This is a genomic window from Acinetobacter portensis, assembly GCF_010646905.1.
Lineage (GTDB): Bacteria > Pseudomonadota > Gammaproteobacteria > Pseudomonadales > Moraxellaceae > Acinetobacter > Acinetobacter portensis.
Genome location: NZ_JAAARQ010000002.1, coordinates 2,411,168 through 2,430,479, shown reverse-complemented (window position 1 = coordinate 2,430,479; position 19,312 = coordinate 2,411,168). Strand labels below are relative to the sequence as shown.

Genomic DNA, 19,312 nt, shown 5'->3' with positions numbered 1-19,312 from the left:
TTAAAATCTCTATTTAAAATATTCCTACAAAATAAAAATAATCAAAATTATTTTAAATTCTAAGTAAAATCTAAAACCAACAATATTATTAAAAATACAAATCAACATTAAATTTTAAAATAATATTATTAAGTTTATTTATCAACCAAAAACACTTTGAAAATTAATATTTATTATCACATTCCTATTTATATTGATATTTTAATTGGTCATTCTCAACGTAAATTGATACTACATTAATTTTAACATCACAAGCCATATTAGATAATAATGTCAAACTTATTTCAGGAAGAATACTATTGGTTAATAATGAATCGATCATACTCCCACCAGACTCCAACTCTGTACAACGCGCGACTATATAACTCAACACATCCAAACTATATTCCAGTTTAATTTCATGGTTGTTTTTAATGCGTTTGACAACTCTATTTAGCTGTATATCAACTATTTTTTCTAACATTTCAGTTGAAAGTGGATAGTACGGAATTGTTTGAATACGTCCCAATAAGGCTGCTGGGAAAACTTCAAGCAAAGGCTCTCTTAATGGTTTTTGTAAGCCTTCAACTGTTGGTTTTAACTCATCATCTTGACATAAATCCATGATCAATTCTGAACCAACATTCGTAGTCAGAATAATCACCGTATTTTTAAAATCGATATAACGCCCTTCTCCATCTTCCATCCAACCTTTTCCATCACCAGATTCAACATATTCATAAAACCATTGCTTAATAATTGCTGGGTTCACTTAAACCTCATTCATTTCAATTTTCGTATATACGACAAAAACGTGCCCAAGCATGAGCACGTTTAAATTTTTAAGCTTCTTTCTTCGCCCGTTTTTTTCACAGGCTTACTCGCTTCCAGTTCCACCTGAATTTTAGTAAGCAAGCTTTCCGCACTGTTTACCCCTGTAATCATGCTATTCACGCCATTCGGCAGTAAGTTCACCGCTAAAGGCTTTTGCTAAAATAGATTGAGTTAGTAAGTTCACTCGTTTTTGGGCTGATTAAACTGTTTGTTCAACAGCATCCATATCATTAGTTGCCTCTACACTAGTCAACAGTGCCTGCATCAATGGATCTACGCCCTTTAAAAATCTAACTGCAATACCAGCCAAAACCATCATATTCTTCGCAACTATCTGTATTTTGTTATGCTTTTATAAAAAGCTACCCTTTGAAGTAGCATAACAGTTTGCGTTATTTTCATTAAGAAAAATCTTTTGTACATAAATCAGTATTAAGAACTTTGTATATGTTGTGGTATATACAAGTGAAGAAACCTAAATCACGACGTAGTCTCCAAAAGACTAAACTGCTCCCGCATAAGTTTGTAAGCTATGTCTCAATATCTTAGCTCAAAACCAAATTAGGTTTTCCAAATTTTATAACTCAATCAAAAATCAACACACTTTTTATTTGAAACTCATTTTTTAGGTCAAATTTGTTTATTTTTTACACATATCTACCGTTACACGATATTTGTAATGGTGTTACACCATATTTAGGGGGCATTACACTATGTTTTTTTTGGGTGTTACACTATATTTTGAAGGGTATTACACTATATTTAGAGGGGTGTTACACCATATTTTGAATAGCATTACACTATTATGGGCAAATCATTACACTATACTTTGAATACCATTACACTATTATGAGCAAACCATTACACTATATTTGTATAAAACCACAATTTAAGATCACAATATTAGTTCTATTTTTACCTTAAAATGGCATCAAAACTCTCTAATTTGGCACTAAAAGCACTGTGAATGGCAGTAAAAATAACATTAATACCAATAATTGGATCAACGTACCACTTTATGCCACATAAATTACGATACATACCTTTAAATATCATTCAAAAACCAATATAAACCACTTGTATGGCACAGATTGGCTGAACATGGCAAAACATGGCTTGGAAATGAGAAAAATTGGTTGCGTATAGCTTTAAGTGGCAGATTAATTTAGAAAATATAGAAGTTAAAACTCATATTATGCGATCTCAAAAAATTTAAACTCCATTCTCTCAGAAGAAGAAAATATTGCATTTCTATATTCTTTAATTCATAGCACTTTCGCTATGCAAACGAAGAATTATCCCCATGCACATTCAATATAACCGCCCACCATCAACTCATCCTGGCCCTGGTGGCAATTGGCCAAGTACAACAGGTCGCCCATCAGGTGGCGGGCGTGGTAATGCCAAATAAGCATTAAGGGGAGCAATCCCCTTAATCCAGGATTACCGATGAAAAAGTACAGTAATGACAAAGAGCTGAACAAGTTTATTCGGCAACTTATTAAGGATGGTATTGCATCTTTTAGACCTGGCAAAAAACATGATTTTTTGCTTGTAAATCAGATACAAAAAATTACGATACCAGGCACGCCTAGTGACCGAAAAGCCTATTTAAACTTTAAGACAGATATACGCAGAGCTTTACAATGCCAAAGAATACCTTTCCAACAACTATAGAAATTGTTCGTGATTTATTTAGCCACATGGATACCAAGAGCCAACTCTCAGAGACGGACTCTAAACACTTAGATGGTTCATCAAACAAACTATTCACATCGCACTATGATACTGACTTATTTTTAGATCAATTATGCCCAAAAGAGTTTTCTGATCGTACAGATTTACAGTTCATAACATTGCTTAAACGCAATGTGTTAGAGCGTTATAATGCAATGCTATTACATGCTCGCTTAACTGCCTTGATGAATGTTGATTCTATCCGAACTTCACTATGGTCGAATTACTTAGTTCCATCTCTTCATCAACTCATAAGCTTTTGCATTACACAAATGGGTATTACTAAGCACTGGAAAGGTGAAAATTTTATTCAAGAAAGCTTAAGTTATCTAAAAAATAATGATGAAAACTTTGCTAATTTTTGGAAAAGTGATGATTTAGATCCTGATGAGAAAAATTACATCAGCAAATTTGGTCGCCCAGATGCATTACCTACGCCGTCGACCTTAAAACGCCTATTTTTGACCAATACGGAATCATCGCAGACGCATTATGAATTGTTGTGTTTTGCACGCTTGCTACAAGCCTTAAAAATTAAATATGGGTTCTCATTGCAACATGGAAACTTTATCCAGTTTTTGGCCGAACAACACAACCAAAAATTGAAGTCTCATCGTATTTCGCAACATGATACCCAAGCTCTTACATTTAGAGTGATGGCTATTGCCAATGCACAAACGCATTTTCCTTTTTTAATGGAAATCCCTCTTTCATATCAAAAACTAACTCAAGTATTTTTTGATAAAACGCATGTTAAACGTATTGATCAAACCGATGCCCGTTTAGCATCAATTGTCTATAGCTCAACAGGTGAGACAACTTTTCAACTCAATACATTGATGATAAACCAAATAGATAAATACCTTACTGAGCACCAAGAAGTCGGTCATCTTCTTCCATATATACATTGGGCTAAAGCAATTAATTTGGTATATCAATATCAATTTAAGGAAGCACTCGCTGAATATGAACTATGCTTGGATGGTTTGTTATATCGTGATATGCGTTACTTAGAAGTACTGCTGAATGAGATGCTTTGCATTGCTTCAGTTGTAGAAAGCCAAAATAAACTCATTGGAAAGATCTCAAATTTAGCGATCCAATTCGAGCTTAAGGTTGGAATATTTGATCCAATTGCACGCCCTGACCGCTTTAAAACTGACTTTGTTTTTGAAGAATGGGAAAAAGAAGCAACCCTAGTTGGATTCTTTAAATATTTTACTGCCGAGACGTTTAGCGACAAAGGTATTGAAATTAAAAAATTAATTCCAAAAATCGGCAACCTTGTAGTTCCTATGGATATTAGCCCTGACTTTAAAAAAGTGAATGCAAGCATTTACATTGATATTGAACGAAGACGTAAATGGCCTCAACTTCAGTACTTTGTCGCTATCGGAGATTTTTCTACAGCTAGAAAGCTTATTGAAGCTGGCGCCAACATAAATGCTTTAACTTCGAATAACGAAAGTATTGTGCTGTTGGCATTAAACCACATTACAGCCAAATCCGATGAAACATACGCATTCATCCAATATGTATTCAAATGTGGTTTTGATAAAGAGCTTTTAAATAAGCGTACAGCGAAAAAGCAGACTTGCCCTTTAAACCTCGCTGTTGAAGAAAATCTACCAAAACTGGTAAATCTCTTATTGGAGAATGGGGCTAATCCTAATATTACAGGTCTTTATGGTATTTCCATGCTTTACCAGAATTTAGGTGTGATTGGCATATTGAATGGTCATAAAGTTGAACAAGCCAATGATAAATATCTTACTGATTCAATTAGACGCCATTCTAACGGAGGTAGTGATATAGATAGCTACAAACAAATTCAGAGCCTACCAAACCATGATCCGAGAAAGGTATTATTTGAAGAGGTGAAAAAATTCTCTCTTGGAGACAAAAAAGTTTGCGATGCCTACGAGATTTTTGAATTGCTTTTACAATATGGTGCCGATCCAAATCAAAATACAGCTCAGTATCCAATCAAAGGCTATACACCCTTCATGCTAGTCGTTGAGAAAGATAATGCTTATGCTGTCGATCTGATGCTAAAGCACGGCGCACAATTGGAACAAAGCTATGTAAAGGCTGACGAAGGACGCCGTATTTTTTTGCATGAAATAGCTGACTTCTTCAAAGCGAATCAAGCTAAAACATTAATTGGAATAGCATGATTTATATCCCCCTCTTTTATCTCATCCAAAGAGGGGGATGCTTTATTTAGAAAAATTAGCACTTAACCTATTTAAGGTATCAAGATTCAAGAATTTCATTGACACCAAAATCTGTCTAATTTTAGCACGCTTATAAGCAATTACTTCTTGATATTCAAAGATATTATTTTTTTTAAATAATTCTTGCTTCAACTGTGTTGAGTAAAACAAAGTGTCATACAATCTTCTTATAATATAGTAAATGTTTGTTGATCTTACTTCTTTTAAAGACTGTTGTCTTGAAGTGACTATTTTTCTAGTCGAGTTAGTATCACCTAAAATCCTATTATTTATTTTCACACCACTATAGGCCAACCAAATAAAGATTAAATTTACTAAATTTTTATTTTCAAGTGAACCATGAATTTTTTCAAAATCTGGACCAATTTTAGTTTGACGTTGAAACTTAAAATATGCCTCTAAGAAATCTTCTACCTGACATCTTATTTTTTCTTTAGAATAATTTTCTCCCATTAAAAGATTATTAAATATTTTTTCTACAAAACATCTTCAGGTAAAGAGAAGTTTAAATCAAAATTAATATCATTAAACATTTCTTCAATTAAACTATTTACTTCACAACCTATTCTATAAAGTTCGTCAAACTCAATTATTGAGCGATTTATAGAAGAATTTATCATGATTTTCTCCCATATAGAATCCTCACTATTAATGACTTTATTCTTCTCGATATAGTTAAATAAAGCTGTGTAGGCTCTATCTACTACCTGCATTATTTGATTCAAATCTAATATTAAATTTTCAGCATCTGGGTTCTGATATTCCATATAATCCATTTCATCGGATTCATATTGATGGTATAAAAAATTAAATTGATTTTCGATTTGCAATGTTAATTTATAAACTCCATTTTCGAATGTAGGAGCAATTGTTTCATCTTCTATTATTTTAAGAAGTTTTTCTTTTTTATGAATCTTTTCTTCAATTTTTTTTAAAATATTAAGTCTTTTTTTATAATTACTTCGTGCAATATCTGAAAAATTATTTGGGTTTAATGAGTTATCAAATTGAGCACTAGCATTTTCCAATGATGGCTGATCTAAACAATCTGCTTTTAGCTCAAAGCTTAAGGTTCTACGCAATTTATCACTAAACCCCTCATTCAATAAGTCATTTAATACTTTTTTGACTTCTTGAAAAGATTCAGATTGTACTGGAAGCATATCATTTACTTGTGTTGATTGAAGACTAAGTATAGATGCCATAGCATTCGTTATACTTCTATTTTCCAACTCAATATCACTAAAATTTTCTTTTGACATTTTAATATTCCCATAATTCTAGGTGGAGGGTAATTCCCCCACCTATCTGTATTATTCCTCAGCCTGCAGGTTGAAAGTTGAGCCCATCATCAGATTGTTGTTGTAACTGATAACGTGCATTTCTATTTGGCAAGTAATTACTTTGTAAATATAAATGGTAGTGATATATAGCTGTAGCTTTTTGCATAGCGTCAACATATGCTAAACTCTCATGAGTCATAATATCAGTTGCTAATGCATGCAAATGATCTTGTTCTGAGTATGTCTGACGTATTTGATTGAAATGGTAAACCTCTTTCGCTGCATTCCAGGTAGCACTCATGCGTGTCTCCAAAATAACTCTAACGAATTGTTAGCCATTAAACATTAACAAGAGCTTAATTAAACGCATAAGTCCAAACTTATATTTTTCTTTGTTCTGAATGCAAATAATTGATTAGTGCATCGCACATCCCAACTTCCCAATAATTTACGAAAGGTGCATCTTCAATATCCGGTTGAATAACATCATCAATAATTTCCTCAATACTGACACCTCTATCTAATTCCCTTTTAATTGATCTTAATTTAGATTTCAGAGAGGATGTAGCTCGTTTAGCATATCTATTAGCTATATTAAAATCCTTAAAATACTTCTCAGCCCTTTGCTTATCTACATCACTCCAATGACTTGGTGTATTCACGTGATATCTAAACTCACCAGGCTCATCTAAACTTGAATCAGCAATGTAATCCGCTGTGATCCACTGCTCTTCAAAAAAGATAGCTTTATCCAAATATGGATGTATCGTTTGCTCTTCAGCAGATTTTGCATAACCAACTTTCTTTTCCCCCATATTACAATCACGACAAGAAGGTACTAAATTTGAAGGATAAATACTAAATTGAGGAAACTCCGCTTTTGGTAAAAAATGATCCAAATTTGAAGGATCACCTAAACCACCGCAAAAAGGACACTCACCTTTCGCTGATGTTAAAATTGCATCGTAGATCACTCTAGTTTTTTTGGCTTTAGGTACGAAGTATTGCGTGTATAGCTTTTCATAATCGTCTTTAGTACTTTTAATGCACATTGCGTCATGAAATCTAATTAATGGAGTATATGTATAAATTTCCCCCTGATTAATTTTAGTATCGTATATACTAGCATCTAAAATTAGATTTTTTCTATTTGCAACAATTCTAGGCTTCATAGCTTGAGTATCAGCAATGCCTTCAATACATAAATCAATCAAATCACTATAGTTATGATTAGGTGTAGTTAACCTTTTCATTGTTGAACATCCCTATCTCTTTCACTAATCATTACCTTTAGTAATGCTCGACCTTCAAAACCAATTTGGTGATTAAATTCTTCTAAAATCTCTTTATAGTTTTTGCCTTCATTTACAGATTCCTGTAGTAAATTATGGAATCCGGAATGAGTAACCTCCAATCCAAAAATTTCAGTAGTTAAATCACTTACACTTTCTGCAAAAGTTTCAATTTTGGGTCTTGAAAAATCCATTTTTTTCCCACTTCTAAATAATTTCCAGACGCAGTTACTTGGAACTTCTTGAAGCACTACAGGTGAGTGAGTTGCAATAATCGATACAGCATTACAATTAACTAGTAAATCCGATAGTGCTCTAATTAATGCTGACAATAAGGGTGGGTGTAAATGTGTCTCTGGTTCATCAAATAGAATTAAAGTTTTCTCATCCACTTTTTCAACCAGTCGCGTAATTGTCATAAAAACTATTGCATGGCCAGAACTCATTCTTGAGAGATAAGGAATGAAAAAAATCTTAAATTTATTCTTTATATATTCACTTTTCTTTTTATTGGCTTCTAAATCATTCGAATTAATTTCAAATGATTCAGAAAACTCTCTCACTGTATTTCTATATATTGATAACAATTCTTTTAGGTTCATCATAAAAAAATTTGAGTCAGAACCAAGTTTATCAATTGCATTGATCCATCTTCTTCTCTTTTTTTTATTATTAAAGCAATTAATTAAGGAATCTAAACAGTTTTCTCTAAGCTCACCAAAGCTTTTTAAGCTGTCATTTTCATCAAGATTCTTCAAACCTAGATAATAAAAACACGTTCCTTTAGCCGGATCATTTTGTTCAAGAGGTGGCCTAAATGTGTCAAATGCACTAAATGAAACTAAAAATAATGCACTAAAATAATCTTTACTAATGACTTTTTCACTATAGCGACTCAGATCGTAGAAAGTAGCTGAATCATCAGAGCTATTATTCATTATACTAGCTATCATACTATTGATAAGAGTCGTTTTACCAACACCATTCCTACCAATAATTGCATGTAGATTACTAGATGGCTTAGAACCAACTTCTACATCAAACTCTAATTGAACGCCTCCAATTCTTTCTGTATCAATACTTTTAAATTTGAAATTAAAAGGTGTTAATTCATTACCACCTTCTAGTACATTTTTAAATTGACCTTTTATTGAAGTTAAACTGATATCTCGAATTAGTGAATACCCAAACACTTCCTCTTTTGAAATAGCATCAATCAAATTTGGTTGATGAACCAAATCATTAAGTGCATCCAAATATTCTTTTCTACTAGATTCAGAAACATCGTAAAGCTTTTGGTAGTATTCAACACTTTGACCTAATGAGAAAAAACTATCGTCTAAATATTTAAAATGATTATCTAGCTTTTTATAAGTAGGAAAATTAGCGTCCCTAGGCTGACCTTTATATCCAATTTTAACTTCCCCTAGCTCAACCCCAACACCTTTATCATCAAATAGCTTCACAGAAAATTGAGTACAAAAATCATAATCATCCCAATGATCAATTTTTAAGTATGCAATATTTTTACCTTCTAACTTAAACCACTCTCGGTTTCCTATGACTATAAAATCCATCTTAATAATGCTCCTTGATATACCCATAAGCCTTTTCAAAAAGCTCTTTATCTTTCCCTAAACCAAACTTATTCAGGGTAATAATCAAGGCTTTTTGCACCTCACGCGGACCACTTACCGAAGTCTGCCATCCATCAAAACGAGTGACTTTCACAATCTCATCAATCTGCTCAACAATCTGACGGATAATATCTGGTGTTTTTTCAGGTCGGGTTTCAATAAACAGCTTGGTTAGAGCCTCTTTGTTATCAAGCTCAGTGACTGGTGCATCCCCTGTTTCACGTTCTGCTTGAACAGCTTCTTTTGCAGTTTCGAGCAAGCCTTTTAACCAATCAATGGCTTTGATCACCCCTGCTTCATAGTCTTGACGGAGCTTTTCTAAACGCTCACCGAGTTTTACAAAGCGTGGATCATCATGACCACGTAAGCGACCAAGCAAATTGATTTCAAGCTGTCTTGCTTTACGCTCTTGCTCTTTTTCCGTAAGGGTAAAGATTGCATGTTCATCCATGGTCAGTGAGCTAATATCATCACGAATACGGTTTACATCCGTATTCTCGTGAATCATCTGAATCACTTGAGGACCAAGTGCTGCCCAGATTAACGAACCTGTACCTGTTGCAGGACGAATGCTTTCATAAATTTGTGCAAGCCATTTAAAGTCTTGTCGATACGGATTCAAGAAGTTATCTGGATAAATCGCTGTCCAAAGTTTATTCACCACACCAAACGCACGAGCAAAGTTATCTCGTTTTTCATTGTTTGGCAGACATTCCTGTGCAGCCATAATGCCTTCAAAACCCTCAACGGTGCGATCTACACCCGGGAAGAAATCAAAACACTTTTTTAACGCAGGCTGAAATAGCTCTTTAAAGCTCTCGATTGCCTCAACCACCTTATCAATATCTTCAGGGTCATAAGCGAGCGCCGTGCGTAAGTTTTCAAACACACCAAGATAATCAACAATTAAGCCCATCTCTTTTTTAAATCCGTCCTTTTCATACAGACGGTTGGTTCGACACATCGCTTGAAGTAAGGTGTGATCTCGCAGTGGTTTATCCAAATACATGCAATAGCAAATCGGCGCATCAAAACCTGTCAGCAACTTCGCTGTCACGATAATAATCTGTAATGGATTTTCAGCGTCTTTATAGCCTTCTAGAATATCTTTCTGTGTTTGGCTATCTGCATCAATTTTTTGCCAACGCTCGAAGTCATCTTTTTCTACAGGTAATTTGAGCTCTTCTGTCCAACGGCGCCAGTCTTTATTAAGCTTTCCTTTCTTATCACCATCAGTCACTTCAATTGGCGCACGGTCCACATTCATAATGACTTCAATACTGTCCTTACCGAGTTTTTCTTTCAGTAAATAGTACATTTGCACACAAGCGTCACGATCATAAACCACCACCATCGCTTTTAGTTTTTTAGGCTTTACGTGTGCATTAAAGTGCTTAACAATATCTTCACTGATACGTGCCATACGCTTAGGTGCTTTCAGCATGAGAGCCAACTTACCTGCACGACGTGAAAGCTGTGCTTTTTGTTCATCAGTAAGCTCATTTTCTTGTGCGAGTTTTTCAAATTCAGCATCAATCGTTTCACGATCTACACGTAGCTCAGCCAAACGAGGCTCAAACTTCACAGGATTGGTTGCAGCATCACGAATAGACTGTTTATAGCTATATTTATTCATATAGCGACCTTCATCTTCTTCTGCACCAAAAAGCTTAAAGGTATTCTTTTCTAGTCCTGAAATTGGTGTGCCCGTTAAACCAAAGAAGAACGCATTTGGTAAAGCCCAACGCATTTTCTCACCCAGTGAGCCTTCCTGAGTACGGTGTGCTTCATCCACAAGTACAATGATATTACTTCGCTCATTTAAGCCTTTGGCATTGTCTTGTTCAATCTCAACATCTTGGAATTTAAAGATGGTGGTAATGAGAATGCCACGACTGTCCTGTTCAATATGCTGACCTAGTTTTTTACAGCTTTGTACCGGTACAAGATTCTTAATATCTGCACCACCAAAGGTGTCATTGATCTGACCATCTAAGTCTTTACGGTCTACTACAACCAATACAGTTGGATTCTTGAGCTGTGCATCGGCACGTAGCATTTGCGCTGCATACAGCATGAGTAAAGATTTACCTGAACCTTGGAAATGCCAAATTAAACCTTTCTTTGGATAGCCTGCTTTTACACGGTCTACAATTTGTGAGGCAGCTTCAAACTGTGGGTAACGAGGCAGAATCTTAATTTTTGTCGGCGCTAAGTTCTTTCCGATTTTCACCGATGAATATAGCGTGAATGATTGCAGTAGTTTTAAAAGTGTATTCGGATTGAGTAAGCCTGCTGCGCTTTCAAGTACTGATGCCAATCCCGGTAAAATTTCATCTCGCTGTTCAGTTTTATGCCAAGGCCCCCAATCTTTTAGGCGTGCGTTGATTGCGCCGTAGGCGAATGTTTTACCTTCTGATGCAAAACACAGTAAGTTAGGCACAAAAAAAGGAGCAACATTACTCCAATAATTTTTTGTTCCACCACAGAAATCAGCAGCGCCATCTTCCCAGCTTATTGCAGGACGGGTTGCAGTCTTCATTTCACCGACGACTAACGGTATACCGTTTACGTATAGGACAATATCGAAATACGCTTCCGTGGTTGCAATAAAGTGGACTTGTTTGGATACCACATAATGGTTGTTTGCAAGATTATTGTAGTCAATCATGTGAATGGTGACATGCTCACCATGCTCACCAAACGGTAATGACTTCTCTGCTTTTAACCATTCGTAGAAGTTTTCATTGGCTTTGACCAAACCTGTATGTTTGGCATCTATAAATACCGCACGCAGCTTATAGATCACTTCATCCGCATAGTCTGGATTGGCTTGGATGGCAGGGTTGAGTTTAATCAACGCCTGCTTAAGCCAAGTACCCACCAACACATCCTGCGGAGATTTAGGAATTGCATCCCCCGATACAAATTCCCACTTTACCTCATCTAAATTTTGTAGTTTTTGGACAATTGCTTCTTCTGGTCCATTTGCTTCATTAAACATCTTAATTTCTCTAAATGATTTGTTTCTTAAATCTTATTAAGTTTTCAATTTTTTTACTCAATTCTGAACCTATATTGAATAAAGACTTATATTGACCTACTACAATTTTTTGTTCCTCGATATTTGGAACCTTAAGTGTTAATTTAGCTATTTGTTGCGCATTAATATTTGGCTGAGCTCCACCCCTTGCAGTAGCTTCAACCCAATCCCAATAATAATTTGATTTTGTAAATACATCTAAATATTCTGGCAATAACACTTCTGGATTAGGTGTGACCTTTATTAAATAGCCGGCGAAAATACACTCACCAAAATCTTCTGTATATAGCAATGTTTTCCCTACCGTATTACCACTACGAGCAAATAAGAAATCATCTTTTTTTAACAAATAATCTAGGGAAATACTTTTACTGACACCTTTTAAGTCATCATTAGATAAAGTCCCTAGATCAGTAATATCTGTAATACGGATATAACGATATTTAGTATCATCATATTCTTCACCTTTTTCTGGTGCACCATATTGTGGATTATTTTTAATACACGAACTCAAATCTCTAATTGGAGCAGTTGTTTTTTCATAGAAATTCCCAAACCAACTATTTAACAACTTCTTCAACTTATTCAAAGCATCAAAACTAAAATTTAAAATTACATCTAATTTTTGATAAATTTCTAAGATAATTTTTTGACCGTCAATCGTAGGTATTTTGAATATTTGCTGTTCTAATATTTTCCACTTAATGGTTGGTGATAACGATCCTTCTGAAATTTCAACTGCTCTTTCCATAAACTGGTTAGACTGCATAAAGAACGGTAAAAACTCAGGTAGAATTTTTCCTGGAATGGCTTCAAGTACCATTGCATGTGCTGAACAAATACAATCCCAATCCGATACAGCAACCTTACGCTGATACGCACGGCGCTTACCAAAAATAATCTGCCCTTTTTTAACCAATAATTTTTGACCAGCCACATCACTCGGTACGCCGTGGCGAGTAATCTTCAAACTATCAGGATCAAGGTGTTCCAAGCCTACATATACATCTAAGGTCGTTTCACTAGGCTCAACACGTTTGGAAATATGCTTGGCAATCTCACCAAACTTTACTTCTTGATATTCCATATTCAAATCAGTACTCATACATCTTGCTCCACTGATTGAACATCTAAACTTTTTAAATCTTTCATCAAATCTGTAACTAAATCTTTTAACTGTTTACGGTTATCTACCCAATCATCCAAAAGCTGATCCATAGATACCGTTTCTTGTTCTTTCTTTAAAGACACATATAAGGGAATAGAAAGGTTATGGTTGTTTTGACGAACTTCATCTAAATCCACCAAACGTGCAATTTCACTTTCTTCAGGTTTAAAGTAAGCATTGACCAATACGTCTAAGTCTTTTTCAGAAAGACGACTATGCGCACGCTCTCGTGTCACATGCTCGACACCATTGATAAAGAGAATCTTATTTTTGCGTTCTTCAGGCTTATTGGTCCCCAAAACAACAATACAAGACTCCATTGGCGAGTTATAGAACAGGTTTGGACCTAAACCAATGACGGCATCAATAATGTCTGATTCAATCACTTGCTTACGAATTTCAAACTCTGAATCACGGAACAATACGCCGTGCGGCCATAACATCGCACCACGACCTGTATCCGGTTTTAAACTCTTAATGATGTGCGTATAGAAACCATAATCGGCACAGCCCTGTGGCGGTACACCATACATATTGCGATGGAAAGGATCTGCTGAGAATTTCTTACGATCCCATTTTTTAATCGAATATGGCGGGTTCGCTAAAATCACATCAAACTGTTTAAGCTGATCGTTTTCAATAAACTTAGGCTCACCTAAAGTATCACCACGGCGTATATCAAACTCTTCAATGTCATGTAAGAACATATTCATACGTGCAATGGCAGAGGTGAGTAAATTCACCTCTTGACCATAGAGCTTCACGCTACGCCACTCTTCACCTTTCTCACGAAGGTCCATCACTGCATTGAGCAACATCCCACCCGTACCGCAAGTTGGATCGTAAGCGGTTTCACCTGGTTTTAATTCCATGATCCGTGTCATGAAATGAACCACAGTACGGTTGGTATAGAATTCCGCCGCCGTATGGCCTGAGTCATCGGCAAATTTCTTAATCAAGTATTCATAAGCCTGGCCAAGATCGTCTTGCTTGACCTTATGTAAACCCAAATCAATCTTACTAAAGTGCCCAATCAAGTCTTTGAGCAAATGATCTGGTAGACGTTCTTTATTGGTCCACTGCGCATCACCAAATACGCCAGCTAAACGCTCATTTTTAGCTTCAATCGTGCGTAATGCTGTTTGAATAACTTTACCAATATCTTGAGTGGTTTCTTTAACGGTTTTCCAACTTGCTTCACTCGGAATCTCGAAACGATGAAATTGTAAGAAGCCAAACAGGTCATCTGTACCCATTTCTTTTTTGGCATCTTCAAGTTCATCATCATACACATCCGACAAACGCTTAAAGAACAGAAGCGGAAAGACATATTGTTTATAGTCAGAAGCATCAATTTGCCCACGTAGGAACTCAGCTGCACCCCACAGTAGGTCTTCTAATTTTGCATTTTCATTCGCCATTTGACTTAACCTACATCCTTAATTTTAAAACCTTGGGCTTTTAACAATGTTTCCAACTCTAGCTCAGCTTTTTCTAAATCTGCCATTTTAGTCGTGAAGTCACTTAAAGCCTGCTCTAAAGTCATAGTCTCTTGCTCTAAAGGCTTCTGAACATAACGTGCAATATTTAAGTTAAATTCGTTTTCTTCAATTTCAGAAAATGGCACCCAACGAGACTGACCAATAATTTCCTGTCCTTCGTCTTTTGCTTTGATGTAAATATCATAAATTGCATCAGATTGCTCATTGCTCAATGTGTTTTGCGCACGACCTTTGGTAAAGATCTCTTCAGCATTAATAAAGAGTACAGGTTCATTGACTAATGTCCCATCTTTCTTTTGATAAGGTGTTCTATCTTTACGCAGGACCAAAATACAAGCTGCAATCCCTGTTCCATAGAAAAGGTTTTGTGCCACACCAATCACTGCTTCAAGCTGATTCGACAATAAAAGCTGTTTACGAATTTCAAGCTCTGAACCACCTCGGAATAATACGCCGTGGGGCAATACTACCGCCATGCGACCATTATCTTTGACTGAAGCCAACATATGTTGAATCCAAGCAAAATCGCCGTTGGTTTTTGGTGCTAAGAACGTCTTACGTACCAATTTGGTTTTTTCAGGGTCTTCACTGCTTTCGTCAGGCTCTTCTACCATATAGACATTGCGTGCATATGGGTCTGATGACCATTTGTTATACCCCCATTCTTTTAAACTAAATGGCGGATTGGCAATCACACAGTCAAATTGCTCAAGCTGATCATTTTGCAGAAATTTAGGCTCTAGTAGCGTATCACCACGTACAATTTGGAAGTCTTCTTGTCCATGTAAGAACAAGTTCATACGTGCGATGGCTTCTGTTGTCAGGTTCTTCTCTTGGCCTTTCAATGTCAAAGAACGTGGATCACCACCATTTTCTGTAACATGATGAATGGTTTCTAATAACATACCACCTGTACCGCAAGCTGGGTCGTATATACTCTCGCCCGCTTTTGGATCGAGAATATTCACTAGCAAGCGCACAATAGAGCGTGGCGTATAGAATTCCCCTGCTTTTTTATTGGCTTTATCGGCAAAGCGTTTAATCAGGTATTCGTACGCACGACCCATATCATCATTACGTACCTTACTCACACCAAGATGATATTTATTGAAATGACCTAACAAAGTAATTAATAGCTCGTCAGATAGACGATCTTTATTGGTCCAGCTCGCATCACCGAAAATGCCATATAAGTTTTCATTGGCCTGTTCGATTTTGTTGAAAGCTTCTTTTAAATGCTGACCTACATCTTGCGTATGGGCGATGACATCATTCCAATGACACCCTTCAGGAATATCAATACGGTGAAACATGGGACCACGAGCAAGCTCTTCATCGCCTATTTCTTTAATCGCATCTGCTAATTCTTCATCATAAACATCACAAATACGCTTGAAGAACAGAATTGGGAAAATATAGGTCTTATAGTCTGACGCATCAATCGGACCAGTAATAATATGCGCCGCTTCCCACAAATGGGTTTCTAAGTCTTTTAAATCAAGAAGAGTCATAGGTTTACTACATTTAATTTATATGAATATGGATAGGTTACTTTTGCAAAGACAGGATGAATTTCTGAATCATCTCTCTTTCGGTCTCTGGTAACGCTTGAATCGATTTAGCAATTGGGTCTGTACCTAAATCTGAATACTGATCAGTACGCCCTAATAGATAATCAGCAGAAACATTCAAAACAACCACAAGCTTGTAAAAATTCTCTAAAGATGGCTTTCGAGAGCCTGCTTCAATATGTGAAATAGATGTTGAAGGAATACCCGTTTTTTCAGCAATATCCTGCTGTGTCATTTTTCTTTGTGTTCTTATTTCTTTAAGCCGTGCACAAAACAGCTCAGAATCCATCTCAATCAACATAAAACACCATAAATCGACAATAAAAACTTGACTATATCGACAAGTTTTCATATATATATTGTCAGTATTTTATTGTCTATTTCGACAAAAAGACATCATCAAAAGAAATTAAAAGAGGAAATTTAATATGAAGCATAGTGTATGTGCATGAGTGTCTTATCTCGACAATAAAACACTCATGCTTTTCATCTCAAGTTACTGAAATGAAAGATGTAAAATTTCGACGTTTTACTACTACATTCTTTCATAACAGACGATTTAAGTAAAATTATCTTGGAGTCTATTATGAGCAGTTCACTAAGCCATATACCTACCGCAATCCACCCGGTAATTAAAAATCTAAATGTACGTCAAATTTCTAAAATAATAGCTACAAAGATTATTGAAACTACGGCGTTACAACTTCAGTTTAATAGCTCTTTTTGTCAAGAGCTTGGAGTTGCTGAACACCTTAATACCTATCAAGCTGTTGCATACTTCACAGACAATCAATATTTTGAAAAATATGGATTTAGCCCCAAAACGCTGCTCAATTACCAAGAGCTATACGAGGATTTATTGTCAATTTTTTATACATTTTTACAATCTGAGTAAATCATATTTTCTGAAAGAAAAGGCACCTTAAATTTATATTTAAAATTACAGTACTCATTAAAAAACCACCCAAAGGTGGTTTACAACCTCATTGTATTTTAATCTACTGCCATCAATCCAAGTACGTCCCTCACACTATAAGATCTAAATTTTCATCCAAGCTTTAGCAAAATTTTATCGTCCGTAGTTCTTGTTGCTCATCGTCAGTTAATTCTTTTTTGCCGTATATCTGTTCTACGATTTCATCCAATCTGACGTATTTAAGATGCATGTACATACACAACGCCGTATAGCCACAAAATAGATACGTCTCCTTGTTCATCTCAATCCAAAATCCCTCTTGTAATAAGATTGGCTTTTTTTGTTTATTTTCTAATATGTCATCAATATCAATTTGATTAACGGTCATATTGATATAGGGCTGATACATTTTGGTAACGACTGCATATTCCTTAGTTATCTGACATTTACCATTTTTTTTGGCCACTGCAAAAATCCTCTTAAGCTTCTTAAATTGTCTCATTTTGACCTCGGCACCTTTTTTTAAAATCTTGATACCAAGATTCAATTTCCTCGCGATCAAAATAAACAGCAGCTTGACGTGATTGCCCCATTTTCAACGGTACTGGAAAGCTATCATCCTTCTTCATTAAGTTTCTCAATGTATTTCGTTCTATACAGAGAAGCGCACATACAGTGTTGTAACTTAGTAAGAAAGGCTTTATCTGAACAATGTTGAATACTTCAGTCTGTTCAGTATTTTCACTGAAATCTGATTCGTTTCTATCAATCACACAATCCATTTCGAATCTCAAATAAAGATATTAAATTGAGCGTATCAGAGACCAAAATTTGAAAATTGTTTTGATATAAAACTCGAAAAAAAGTCACCACATGGGGGTGACTCTTAAATTTTCTCAGGAATTGATTAACTCAATGAATAAACATAGTCTGCCCACCACTGCATAAGCTCAGCTCTTTCCTCAAAGTGCTCCGCTTTGTCGTATATACCTTTTGTTCCCTTTTTGATATGTGCTAGAGCTGCTTCAATTATTTGAGATTTACTGCTTAAAGCTTCATTAAGTGCCGTAGAGGCAAGATGTCTAAAACCATGGGGATCTTGTTTCCCTCCATAACCTAAAGAGCGTAGAGCATGATTAAATGCGCCATCCGAAAGCGGTTGTATTCGTGTACCTCTTCCTGGGAATAAATAATCCGATTCTCGTTGAATTTGTTTTAACCGTTTTATGAGATGTACCGCCTGTTCAGACAACGGTACTTTATGAGTTTTTCTATTTTTTGTAAGCTCTGCGGGCTTCATCCAAACCCTGTGATCTAAATCAAAATGCTCCCATTTAGCTAACCTCAATTCACTAGGTCTAGGAAACAAAATTAACATCAGCTCAAGTGCTATAGAAACTGTTTCCTTTGAATATGATCTGATACTTTGTATTAAATTTGGTAGCTCTCTAATTTCAATAAACTTAAAATGATTACACTCAAATTTATCTAAACGTTTTTTTAAATTTTCAACTGGATTTTCTTTAAATCCATGACTAATGCTCGCCCAATCATAAGCATCCTTCACGTAATAAAATAGTTTTTCTACTTGGCTAGTAATACCATTATATCTCTGCAAATTCTGAAAAAAATCGAACCATTCTTTAGCAGTTATATATCTAAAATCACGCTCTGCAAAGTTACAGTAAATATGTTTTTGAATAGATGCCTGTGCCTTTTGGAAGGTTTTATTTTCCCAGTTGATTCGCTTGGTGTTAAGCCAACTTTCCATTAAATTTCTCAGAGAATAAGTTTGAGCTTCCTCTTCTCTATTTTTGAAAAAAACACCATCTGCTATTTCATTTAAAAAAGTACGTACAATTTTTCGAGCTTGGCTAGACTTCACTTTTGGATATTGACCGAGTCCTTTCCAAGTCCATCCCCCAATTTCATTCTTATATCTAAATTGCCAACTTTTGTTACCAGTTTTTCTGACATAAAAATATAGTCCGTCACAATCTTTCAACCTGTAGTCTTTCTCTTCCACTTCTAGTGCCGTTAAAACAGTATCTGGAAAATTTCCTAATTTCTTTAAATCTACTCGTTTCATTACAACTTTTTATCACAACATATT

General features: G+C 35.5%; 17 protein-coding genes. 2 read left to right on the top strand and 15 right to left on the bottom strand.

Going from position 1 to position 19,312, the window contains the following annotated elements; all coding sequences use genetic code 11:
* Positions 1-184 precede the first annotated feature (184 nt).
* Complete coding sequence (locus GTK57_RS11575) at positions 185-751, bottom strand: AAA family ATPase (RefSeq protein ID WP_228720317.1); 567 nt, start codon at positions 749-751, stop codon at positions 185-187.
* Between the two features lie 62 nt (positions 752-813).
* Positions 814-954, bottom strand: coding sequence for a hypothetical protein (locus GTK57_RS14585; protein WP_199287346.1), 141 nt, complete (start codon positions 952-954; stop codon positions 814-816).
* A gap of 1,505 nt (positions 955-2,459) precedes the next feature.
* Between GTK57_RS14585 and GTK57_RS11565 the strand changes: the two genes are divergently transcribed.
* The gene (locus GTK57_RS11565; RefSeq protein WP_163123800.1) at positions 2,460-4,727 is read left to right on the top strand and encodes an ankyrin repeat domain-containing protein; all 2,268 of its coding nucleotides are present in this window, start codon (positions 2,460-2,462) and stop codon (positions 4,725-4,727) included.
* Between the two features lie 42 nt (positions 4,728-4,769).
* Here the strand turns inward: GTK57_RS11565 and GTK57_RS11560 are convergent, their stop codons facing one another.
* From GTK57_RS11560 to GTK57_RS11515, 10 genes are all read right to left on the bottom strand, one after another.
* A complete protein-coding gene (locus GTK57_RS11560; protein ID WP_163123797.1) occupies positions 4,770-5,240 on the bottom strand; it encodes a hypothetical protein in 471 nt (156 codons plus the stop codon).
* A gap of 23 nt (positions 5,241-5,263) precedes the next feature.
* Positions 5,264-6,049 (bottom strand): hypothetical protein, encoded by a 786-nt coding sequence (locus tag GTK57_RS11555; protein ID WP_163123794.1) that lies wholly within the window; start codon positions 6,047-6,049, stop codon positions 5,264-5,266.
* A gap of 58 nt (positions 6,050-6,107) precedes the next feature.
* On the bottom strand, positions 6,108-6,371 hold the full coding sequence (locus GTK57_RS11550) for a hypothetical protein (RefSeq protein WP_163123791.1): 264 nt from the start codon (positions 6,369-6,371) through the stop codon (positions 6,108-6,110).
* Between the two features lie 79 nt (positions 6,372-6,450).
* Entirely contained in the window at positions 6,451-7,323 is an 873-nt protein-coding gene (locus GTK57_RS11545) for an HNH endonuclease (RefSeq protein ID WP_163123788.1), read from the bottom strand.
* On the bottom strand, positions 7,320-8,939 hold the full coding sequence (locus GTK57_RS11540; RefSeq protein ID WP_163123785.1) for an AAA family ATPase: 1,620 nt from the start codon (positions 8,937-8,939) through the stop codon (positions 7,320-7,322). The genes GTK57_RS11545 and GTK57_RS11540 overlap by 4 nt, the downstream gene beginning before the upstream one ends.
* 1 nt (position 8,940) lies before the next feature.
* Positions 8,941-12,003, bottom strand: coding sequence for a type I restriction endonuclease subunit R (locus GTK57_RS11535; protein WP_163123782.1), 3,063 nt, complete (start codon positions 12,001-12,003; stop codon positions 8,941-8,943).
* A gap of 10 nt (positions 12,004-12,013) precedes the next feature.
* Positions 12,014-13,147, bottom strand: a complete 1,134-nt coding sequence (locus tag GTK57_RS11530; RefSeq protein WP_163123779.1) for a restriction endonuclease subunit S — start codon at positions 13,145-13,147, stop codon at positions 12,014-12,016.
* Positions 13,144-14,631, bottom strand: a complete 1,488-nt coding sequence (locus GTK57_RS11525; protein WP_163123775.1) for a type I restriction-modification system subunit M — start codon at positions 14,629-14,631, stop codon at positions 13,144-13,146. The genes GTK57_RS11530 and GTK57_RS11525 overlap by 4 nt, the downstream gene beginning before the upstream one ends.
* 5 nt (positions 14,632-14,636) lie before the next feature.
* A complete protein-coding gene (locus tag GTK57_RS11520; protein ID WP_163123771.1) occupies positions 14,637-16,223 on the bottom strand; it encodes a type I restriction-modification system subunit M in 1,587 nt (528 codons plus the stop codon).
* Positions 16,224-16,260: 37 nt separating this feature from the next.
* Positions 16,261-16,584 carry a helix-turn-helix domain-containing protein gene (locus GTK57_RS11515; RefSeq protein ID WP_144724479.1) on the bottom strand — a complete coding sequence of 108 codons (324 nt, stop codon included), beginning with the start codon at positions 16,582-16,584 and terminating at the stop codon, positions 16,261-16,263.
* 285 nt (positions 16,585-16,869) lie between these two features.
* Between GTK57_RS11515 and GTK57_RS11510 the strand changes: the two genes are divergently transcribed.
* Positions 16,870-17,178, top strand: a complete 309-nt coding sequence (locus GTK57_RS11510) for a hypothetical protein (RefSeq protein ID WP_144724480.1) — start codon at positions 16,870-16,872, stop codon at positions 17,176-17,178.
* 163 nt (positions 17,179-17,341) lie between these two features.
* Here GTK57_RS11510 and GTK57_RS11505 read toward each other — a convergent pair whose 3' ends face one another.
* The 3 genes from GTK57_RS11505 to GTK57_RS11495 all read right to left on the bottom strand — a co-directional run bounded on the left by GTK57_RS11505 (position 17,342) and on the right by GTK57_RS11495 (position 19,288).
* Positions 17,342-17,665: a hypothetical protein gene (locus tag GTK57_RS11505; RefSeq protein WP_228720316.1), complete on the bottom strand. Its 324-nt coding sequence runs from the start codon at positions 17,663-17,665 to the stop codon at positions 17,342-17,344.
* A 22-nt stretch (positions 17,666-17,687) separates the two neighbouring features.
* A complete protein-coding gene (locus GTK57_RS11500; RefSeq protein WP_144724482.1) occupies positions 17,688-17,981 on the bottom strand; it encodes a helix-turn-helix transcriptional regulator in 294 nt (97 codons plus the stop codon).
* 125 nt (positions 17,982-18,106) lie between these two features.
* Complete coding sequence (locus GTK57_RS11495) at positions 18,107-19,288, bottom strand: tyrosine-type recombinase/integrase (protein ID WP_163123768.1); 1,182 nt, start codon at positions 19,286-19,288, stop codon at positions 18,107-18,109.
* Between the last annotated feature and the right edge of the window lie 24 nt (positions 19,289-19,312).